Below are 8,493 nucleotides of genomic sequence, written 5' to 3'. Positions count from 1 at the left end.
GAGGCGCTCGGCGGTCTCCTCGGCCGCCGTCGGCGCTCCGCCGCGCACCACCCAGCCCGTCTCGCCGTCCAGCACCGCGTCGGGCGCCCCGCCCGCCCCGTTGGGAGAGGTCGGTCACATGCGCCGGACGTCGTTCTGTCAAGTCGCGGCAGTCGGCGCGAACCGGACGGAACGTCTGTTGTCCGGAACGGGTGTTCGGGGAGTTCGTGCCCCGGTTCGGCCGCATTCCGGATGTACGGAGTGTGCGGGTTCGACTGCGCGTGGTGCCGGGTAGGTAAAATATCCCCGGGGGGATTTGAACGAGGGTTTCCCCTGTCGCTATGGTCTGGCGTCGAACCTCCGCGCGGTTGTTCACTCATCCGGGGTGACAGCGGAGGAACCGCCGATCCGCGGCAGACACGCGGGGCCGGGCAACCGGCAGGCGGCTGAGGAAGAAGGAGATCGCCCCAGTGGCGTCCCACCGTCGTCCCAAGCAGCCGAGCCGCGCCCGTGTGTCCTTCTTCGGTGCCGCTGCCGCTGCGACCGTCGCGTTCACCTCCCAGGGCAGCGCGAGCGCGACCCCCAACCCGTCCAAGGACGAGGTCAAGGAGCGCGTCGACGAGCTCCACGAAGAGGCCGCGACGATCAACGAGGAGTACATCGGCGCCGTCGAGCGGGCCGAGAGCCTCCAGGAGGAGGCCGACAAGCTCCAGGAGTCGGTCGCCCGCGGCCAGGAGGAACTGAACGAGCTGCGCAACAGCATCGGTTCGGTGGCCTCCGCGCAGTACCGCAACGGCGGCATGACGCCCTCCGTGCAGCTCTTCCTCTCCGCGGACCCCGACGGCTACCTCGACCGCGCCTCCACCCTGGACCAGATCACCGGCAAGCAGGCCGAGGCGCTGCGCACCATCGAGGCCAAGCAGCGCGCCCTCGGTCAGCAGCGTGCCGAGGCCAGCGCCAAGCTGGAGTCCCTCGAGGAGTCCCGCGCCGAGGCCAAGGAGCGCAAGGACGAGATCCAGGGCAAGCTGACCGAGGCCCGGCAGCTGCTCAACCGGCTGACCGAGGAGGAGCGCGCCGCGATCGCCGCGGAGGAGCGCGAGGCCGAGGCCGCCGCCCAGCGCGAGGCGGAGGCCGCCGCCGACCGGGCCAGCCGCAGCGACGGCCGCAGCGACACCCCGGCCGGAGGCAGCGGTGGTGGCGGTGGCGGCGGTTCGGCGGTCGCCCCCGGCGGTGGCGGCGGCGGTTCGTCCTACGCACAGAGCGCCATCTCCGCGGCGCAGAGCAAGATCGGCGCGCCGTACGTCTTCGGCAGCACCGGCCCGACGACGTTCGACTGCTCCGGTCTCACCGGCTGGGCCTACAAGCAGGCCGGGATCTCCCTGCCCCGCACCTCGCAGGCGCAGGCCGCCGCCGGCACCCGGGTCTCCGCCGACCAGCTGCAGCCCGGCGACCTCGTGCTCTACTACGGCGGCCTGACCCACATCGGCATCTACGTCGGCAACGGCCAGATCCTGCACGCCCCGCGCACCGGCTCCACCGTGAGCTACGCGCCGCTGCACTCCATGCCGTTCCAGTTCGGCGTGCGCGTCGCCTGACGCCCGCGACAGGCTCGGCCCGACGGGGCGGCGGTTCACCGGGAGACCGGTGGACCGCCGCCCCGTCGCCGTGCCGGGCCGCGGCAACACACCGGCGGACAACCCGGGTTCACGCGCTCCCCCGGAGGGGTGAAAGTGCTGCCGGTGCGACCCGCTGCTCCGGGCCGCACCGCAACTGGGCTGACCTGCGGCGGAGGTGGCGTCGAACGCCGCCGCCCGGGGCGCGGCGCTGGCCGGCGGGCGGCCCGGCCGCCACTACATTCTGCTCTCCCCGTGCCCCGACCGAGGAGAGCGTCCGTCCGTGCCCACCAACCGAGGCTGCGTACCTCCCACCCGCGGCAGAGCCGCCCGGGCGGGCATGCTCACCGCCGCCGCTTCCGCCGTCCTGGTCGGCGGTGTCACCCCCGTCGTCGCGCAACCCGTCGACGGACAGGGCGGGGACACCGTGAACGCGGCGGGGGAGCGGGTGGACGGCCTCCTCGCCGAGGCGGAACGTGCCGTCGAGGCCCACAACGCGGTCGACGAGCGGGTGGCCGAGCTCCGCGAGGAGGTCGAACGCCGCCAGGAGCGGCTGGCCCGCAGCCAGCAGCGCGTCAACGACCAGCGCCGCGCGATCGGTTCGGCCGCTGCCGCCCACTACCGGAACGGCTCGGTCGACCCCGCGCTGGCGCTGCTGCTGGCGGACGACCCCGACGGCTACCTCGACCGGGCGGCCCACCTCGACCGCGTCGGCGACCGGCAGCGCGGCGAACTGCACGGCCTGCTCGCGGCGCAGCGCGTGGTCGACCAGCAGCGGACCGAGGCCGGGGCGCTCCTCGCCGAGTTGGAGGAGAGACGCGCGGAGCTGGCCGCGAGCAAACGCGAGGTGCAGCGGAAACTCGCCCGCGCCCAGCACCAGCTCAACCGGCTCACCGCCGAGGAGCGCGCCGAACGGGACCGGGCGGAGGCCGAGCGGGCCGCTCGCAGTGAGAGCCGGGACCGGGGCCCCGCGGCCCTCACCGCCGCTGCGGACGCGCCGTCCGGCCGTGCCGCCGCCGCCGTGGAGGCGGCCCGCCGCGCCCTCGGCCGTCCCTACGTCTGGGGATCGACCGGACCCCACGGGTTCGACTGCTCGGGCCTCACCCAGTGGGCCTACGCCCAGGCGGGCGCCTCGCTGCCGCGCACCAGCCAGGGGCAGGCAGGCGCCGGCCGCCGGGTGTCGCTGGAGGACGCCCGCCCCGGGGACCTGGTGATCTACCGGGACGACGCCAGTCACGTCGCGCTCTACGTCGGCGGCGGACAGGTGGTCCACGCCCCCTACCCCGGCGCCTCGGTCCGCCACGACCCGGTCCGCATGATGCCGGTCAGCGCCGTCGTCCGCCCCTGACCGCCCCCGACCCGCCGTCGACCCGGCCCGCCGTCGACCCGACGCGCCGACGGGGCGGGAGGGAGCGGCCCGGCGCCCGGCGGATAGGCTCCTCCCGATGGACCGCACCCTGATCGTCACCAACGACTTCCCGCCGCGGCCGGGCGGCATCCAGGCGTTCCTGCACAGCATGGCGCTGCGGATGGACCCCGAACGGATCGTGGTCTACGCCTCGACCTGGAAACGCGGCCGCGAAGGTGCCGAGGCCACCGCGGCGTTCGACGCCGAGCAGCCGTTCACCGTGGTGCGCGACCGCACCACCATGCTGCTGCCCACCCCCCGGGTCACCCGCCGCGCCCAGGAGCTGCTGCGGCGGCACGACTGCCGCTCGGTGTGGTTCGGTGCCGCCGCCCCGCTCGGGCTGATGGCCCCCGCGCTGCGGTCCGCCGGCGCGCGCCGGCTGGTGGCCACCACCCACGGCCACGAGGCCGGGTGGGCGCAGCTGCCCGCCGCCCGGCAGCTGCTGCGCCGCATCGGCGAGTCGACCGACACCCTGACCTACCTGGGGGAGTACACCCGCTCCCGGGTGGCGCGCGCGGTGACCGGGGACGCCGCCCGGCGGATGGTGCAACTGCCGCCAGGCGTCGACGAGAAGACCTTCCACCCCGACTCGGGCGGCGCCGAGCTCCGCGCCTCCCTCGGGCTGGCCGACCGCCCCGTGGTGGTGTGCGTCTCGCGGATCGTGCCGCGCAAGGGCCAGGACACCCTGATCCGGTCCATGCCCCGGGTGCTCGACCGGTTCCCCGACGCGGTCCTGCTGGTGGTCGGTGGCGGGCCGTACCTGCCGGAGCTGCGGAAACTGGCCGTCGCCGAGGGCGTCGCCGACTCCGTCCGGTTCACCGGTCCGGTGCCCTGGTCCGAACTCCCCGCCCACTACGGGGCGGGGGACGTCTTCGCCATGCCGTGCCGCACCCGGCGGGGCGGGCTGGACGTCGAGGGCCTGGGCATCGTCTACCTGGAGGCGTCCGCCACCGGGCTCCCTGTCGTCGGCGGCGACTCCGGCGGGGCGCCCGACGCGGTGCTGGACGGCGAGACGGGCTGGGTGGTGCGCGGCGGAGCGCCGACGGCGGCCGAGGAGACCGCCGAGCGCCTCGTGACCCTGCTGGGCGACCCGGAGCTGCGGCGGCGGATGGGCGAGCGGGGCCGTGCGTGGGTCGAGGAGAAGTGGCGCTGGGACCTGATCGCGGAGCGGTTGCGGGCCCTGCTCTGACGGCGACCCGTCCTACGGGACGACGCCGACACGCCACCGGCCGGCCCCGCCCGAGGGCGGGACCGGCCGGTGGCACCGGGTCAAGACCGGCGTCAGGAGTCGTACAGCGCGTCGATCTCGGCGGCGAAGTCGCGGGCGACGACGTGCCGCTTCAGCTTCATCGACGGCGTGAGGTGGCCGGTCTCCTCGCTGAACTGGGACGGCAGCAGGCGGAACTTGCGGACCGACTCCGCCCGGGAGACCGCCGCGTTCCCCTGGTCGACGGCGTCCTGCACGGCGGCGAGGAGGTCCGCGTCGCGCAGCAGCGCCTCGCGGTCGGAGATGTCCTTGCCGTTCTCCGCCGCCCACCGCGGCAGGAACTCCTCGTCGAGGGTGATGAGCGCCCCCACGAAGGGGCGCGCGTCACCGACCACCATGCACTCCGCGACCAGCGCGTGCGCCCGGATGCGGTCCTCGATGACGGCCGGGGCGACGTTCTTGCCGCCGGCCGTCACCAGGATCTCCTTCTTGCGCCCGGTGATCGACAGGTAGCCGTCGTCGTCGAGGGAGCCGATGTCGCCGGTGTGGTACCAGCCGTCGGTCATCGCCTCGGTGGTCGCCTTCTCGTTGTTCCAGTAGCGGTCGAAGAGGTGGTCGCCGCGGAGCAGCACCTCGCCGTCGTCGGCGATCCGCACCGTCGACCCCGGGAGCGGCCGGCCGACCGTGCCGATGCGGGGCGCGTCCCAGGGGTTGAAGGCGGTCGGCGCGCAGGTCTCCGTCAGCCCGTAGCCCTCCAGCACGGTGAAGCCGATGCCGCGGTAGAAGTGCCCGAGGCGGACGCCGAGCGCGGCGCCCCCGGAGATGGCGTACTCGGCCCGACCGCCGAGCGCGGCGCGGAGCTTGCTGTAGACCAGCTTGTCGTACAGGCCGTGGCGCAGCTTCAGCCCCAGGCCGGGCTTCTGCCCGGCGGACATGCCGCGACTCCACTCGATGGCGGTGTCGGCGGCCATGTCGAAGATGCGGCCCTTGCCGCCCTCACGCGCCTTGGCGCGCGCGCTGTTGTACACCTTCTCGAAGACCCGGGGGACCGCCAGGAGCAGCGTGGGGCGGAAGGACGCCAGGTCGTCGGTGAGCGTGGCGATGTCGCTGGTGTGGCCGAGCCGGATCGGGGCGAACACCGCCGCGACCTGCACCAGTCGAGCGAAGACGTGGGCGAGCGGCAGGAAGAGCAGCACCGAGCGGCCGGACGAGAACAGCGGCGGCAGCGCCTTCACCACGTTGCCCGCGTCGGTGAGGAACGCGCGGTGGGTGAGGACGCACCCCTTGGGCCGGCCGGTGGTGCCGGAGGTGTAGATGAGCGTGGCCGGGCTGTCGGCGGTCACGGTGTCCCGGGCCGACGCCAGGTCCTCGTCGGAGACCGCGGCGCCCGCCTCGGTCAGCTCGGCGATGGCACCGACGCCGCCGCTCCCGGCCTCCGCGTCGATCGTCAGCAGCAGTCGCAGCTCGGGGACGTCGCCGCGCAGTGCCTCCACCGTCGCGCGGTGCTCGGCGTGCTCGACGACGATGCCGACGGCCGCGGAGTCCTCGAGGATCCAGCGGACCTGCTCGGGGGAGCTCGTCTCGTAGACGGGGACACCGACACCGCCGGCGTACCAGATCGCGAAGTCCAGCAGCGTCCACTCGTACCGGGTCCGCGACATCAGCGCCACCCGGTCGCCGGGGCGCACCCCGGAGGCCACCAGCCCCTTGGCCACCGCACGGACCTCCGCGAGGAACGCCGTGCTGGTGACGTCCTGCCAACCGCCCTCGGGGGTCCGTCGCGCGACCACCACCTCATCGGGCCCCGACGCCGCGTGGCGGTCGAGGACATCCGTGAGCCGGTCACCCGGCGCAACCTCGTACAGGGCCGGAAGGCTGAACTCGCGCACTGCTGCTCCTCGTCCCCGACGTCCCGGCCGGCGGACCGGCGGCCGTCGGCTGCGGTTCGACCGGGGCGGCGGTGCCCCGAGCTGCATGACCGGGCGCGGAGCCGGAAGGACCCCGCGGGCGGGGTGGTGGCGGGCGCGCCTGCGTCCTTGCGGCACACCCGTCGCCGGCTCCGGGCGCGCGGCCCGGTCCCGTCCATCGCCCGAGCCTACCGGTGAATCGCCGACCTGCACCGGGTGGCCGTCCAACTGCCTGCGAGCGACCGGCGGGCGTCGTGCCGAGCACGGTATAGCCTTCCCCCTCGGGACGGTGCCGGATTGCTCGGGCCGCCCCAGGGGCGAGAGAGAACGAGGAGCCAGCGCGATGGCCGAGCAGACCAGGTCCAGCATCACCGTCGAGGCGTCGCCGGCCGCGGTGATGGCGGTGATCGCCGACTTCGAGCGCTACCCGGACTGGACGGGCGAGGTGACGGAGGCGGAGATCCTGGACTCCGACGAGCAGGGTCGCGCCCGCCAGGTCCGGCTGGTCCTGGACGCCGGGGCGATCCGTGACGACCACACCCTCGCCTACACCTGGACGGGCGGGACGGAGGTCTCCTGGACGCTGGTGCGGTCGCGGATGCTGCGCTCCCTCGACGGGTCCTACCGGCTGATCCCCACGGCCGGCGGCACCCGCACGGAGGTCGTCTACCAGCTGACCGTGGACGTGAAGATCCCGATGCTGGGCGACATCAAGCGCAAGGCCGAGAAGGTCATCGTGGACCGCGCCCTCGACGGGCTGCGACGGCGCGTGGAGAGCCTGAACCCCTGACCCGCGCGGCCCGCCCCGCGGATCGCGGGGGCGGGCGCGGGCCGAGCCGGTGACCGTCCTCGGGCGTTCCGGTACCGTCGGGAGCGACGAGTCACGCGTCCCGCCCCAGGAGCCCGCCATGACCGACGCACACCGGCCCCCCTTCGACGACGACGCCTGGGCCACCGCCTGCGAGGAGGACCTCGCCGCCGAGCGCGCGCGGCGCCGGGCCGCGGGCCGCGGCAGCGAACCGGTCGACGAACTGCGTCACTTCTTCGACACAGTCACCCGGCGCATCGGACAGGTCGCCGGCGGCCCCGCCGGCTGGGTGGCCACCGACGCCGCGGGCAGGGCCCGTGCTGCCGTGGACCCCGTGTTGGAGCGCCATCGCGACACCATCGGCCACCTCGCCCGCGCGGGTGACGAACTGGCGGCCGCCTTCCGCGCCGCGTTCACTCCTCAGCAACAGCCGGACAGCGGCGACAGGACCGCCGCGGAGAGCGGCGAGGGCCCTGACTCGGGCGACAGCGGCGCGGACTCCCGCGGCGGCGAGGCGAAGCCCTGAGCGACCCGTCAGAGTGACCGTTCACCTCCTGTACGGTATTGCGCGGCGGTATGCAACGACCACTCACTGAGGGACTCATGGGACTCACCATCGGGGTCGACATCGGCGGCACCAAGATCGCGGCCGGGGTGGTCGACGAATCCGGCGCCATCCTCAACACCTGCACGGTGCCGACGCCGCCGACCCCGCAGGGCGTCGTGGACGCCATCGCGGACGCGGTGCGGACGGTCGGCGACGGCTCGGGCGCCGAGGCCGTCGGCATCGGCGCCGCCGGCTACGTCGACGACAAGCGCGCCACCGTGCTGTTCGCCCCCAACATCAAGTGGCGGCACGAGGCGCTGAAGGACAAGGTCGAGCAGCGCGTCGGCCTGCCGGTCGTCGTCGAGAACGACGCCAACGCCGCCGCGTGGGGCGAGTACCGCTTCGGCGCGGGCGCCGGCCACGAGGACGTCGTCTGCATCACCCTCGGCACCGGCCTGGGTGGCGGCATCGTCATGGGCGGGCGGCTCCACCGCGGACGCTTCGGCATCGCCGGGGAGTTCGGGCACATCCGGATAGTGCCGGACGGCCTCCTGTGCGGCTGCGGCAGCCAGGGCTGCTGGGAGCAGTACGCCTCCGGCCGCGCGCTGGTGCGCTACGCACGGCAGCGGGCCACCGCCAGCCCCGACCAGGCCACCGCGCTGCTGGCACTCGGCGACGGCACCCCGGAGGGCATCGAGGGGCGGCACGTCTCCGAGGCGGCGCGGCAGGGCGACCCGGTCGCCATCGACTCCTTCCGTGAGCTGGCCCGGTGGGCCGGGGCCGGGCTGGCCGACCTCGCCTCGCTGTTCGACCCCTCGGCGTTCATCGTCGGCGGCGGCGTCTCCGACGAGGGCGACCTCGTCCTGGAGCCCATCCGCAAGTCGTTCCGCCGCTGGCTGGTCGGCAGCCGCTACCGGCCGCACGCCCAGGTGCTGGCCGCGCAGCTCGGCGGCCGCGCCGGACTGGTCGGCGCCGCCGACCTCGCCCGCCAGGGCTGACCGCGGGCGCCACCGCGGCCCGGCAC

The 8,493-nt window shown here is 74.7% G+C and carries 7 protein-coding genes; 6 read left to right on the top strand and 1 reads right to left on the bottom strand.

All coding sequences use genetic code 11. The annotated features are described in order from the left end of the window. Nucleotides 1–449 precede the first annotated feature (449 nt). The 3 genes from HCN52_RS07520 to HCN52_RS07510 all read left to right on the top strand — a co-directional run bounded on the left by HCN52_RS07520 (nt 450) and on the right by HCN52_RS07510 (nt 4,189). Nucleotides 450–1,574, top strand: coding sequence for a C40 family peptidase (locus HCN52_RS07520; RefSeq protein WP_168087585.1), 1,125 nt, complete (start codon nt 450–452; stop codon nt 1,572–1,574). A 301-nt stretch (nt 1,575–1,875) separates the two neighbouring features. Further along, nucleotides 1,876–2,940 carry a C40 family peptidase gene (locus HCN52_RS07515; protein WP_312876590.1) on the top strand — a complete coding sequence of 355 codons (1,065 nt, stop codon included), beginning with the start codon at nt 1,876–1,878 and terminating at the stop codon, nt 2,938–2,940. A gap of 97 nt (nt 2,941–3,037) precedes the next feature. Beyond that, nucleotides 3,038–4,189, top strand: coding sequence for a glycosyltransferase family 4 protein (locus tag HCN52_RS07510; RefSeq protein WP_168087584.1), 1,152 nt, complete (start codon nt 3,038–3,040; stop codon nt 4,187–4,189). Nucleotides 4,190–4,281: 92 nt separating this feature from the next. On the opposite strand, the gene HCN52_RS07505 is transcribed toward HCN52_RS07510, so the two are convergent. Then, nucleotides 4,282–6,096 (bottom strand): AMP-dependent synthetase/ligase, encoded by a 1,815-nt coding sequence (locus HCN52_RS07505; RefSeq protein WP_168087583.1) that lies wholly within the window; start codon nt 6,094–6,096, stop codon nt 4,282–4,284. A 361-nt stretch (nt 6,097–6,457) separates the two neighbouring features. On the opposite strand from HCN52_RS07505, the gene HCN52_RS07500 reads away from it, so the two are divergent. The 3 genes from HCN52_RS07500 to HCN52_RS07490 all read left to right on the top strand — a co-directional run bounded on the left by HCN52_RS07500 (nt 6,458) and on the right by HCN52_RS07490 (nt 8,467). Then, nucleotides 6,458–6,904 carry an SRPBCC family protein gene (locus HCN52_RS07500; RefSeq protein ID WP_168087582.1) on the top strand — a complete coding sequence of 149 codons (447 nt, stop codon included), beginning with the start codon at nt 6,458–6,460 and terminating at the stop codon, nt 6,902–6,904. A 118-nt stretch (nt 6,905–7,022) separates the two neighbouring features. Continuing rightward, on the top strand, nt 7,023–7,448 hold the full coding sequence (locus HCN52_RS07495) for a DUF5304 family protein (protein WP_168087581.1): 426 nt from the start codon (nt 7,023–7,025) through the stop codon (nt 7,446–7,448). A 77-nt stretch (nt 7,449–7,525) separates the two neighbouring features. Beyond that, on the top strand, nt 7,526–8,467 hold the full coding sequence (locus tag HCN52_RS07490; RefSeq protein WP_168087580.1) for an ROK family glucokinase: 942 nt from the start codon (nt 7,526–7,528) through the stop codon (nt 8,465–8,467). Nucleotides 8,468–8,493 lie beyond the last annotated feature (26 nt).

This window comes from Streptomyces bohaiensis, assembly GCF_012033785.1.
In the GTDB taxonomy this organism is placed as follows: Bacteria; Actinomycetota; Actinomycetes; order Streptomycetales; family Streptomycetaceae; genus Streptomyces; species Streptomyces bohaiensis.
This window is presented reverse-complemented; position numbering and strand designations above follow the sequence as displayed.

Excerpts from the sequence above, each read along its gene's own strand:
- HCN52_RS07500 (WP_168087582.1), top strand. The coding sequence starts at position 6,458 with ATGGCCGAGCAGACCAGGTCCAGCATCACCGTCGAGGCGTCGCCGGCC.
- HCN52_RS07490 (WP_168087580.1), top strand. The coding sequence starts at position 7,526 with ATGGGACTCACCATCGGGGTCGACATCGGCGGCACCAAGATCGCGGCC.
- HCN52_RS07495 (WP_168087581.1), top strand. The coding sequence starts at position 7,023 with ATGACCGACGCACACCGGCCCCCCTTCGACGACGACGCCTGGGCCACC.
- HCN52_RS07510 (WP_168087584.1), top strand. The coding sequence starts at position 3,038 with ATGGACCGCACCCTGATCGTCACCAACGACTTCCCGCCGCGGCCGGGC.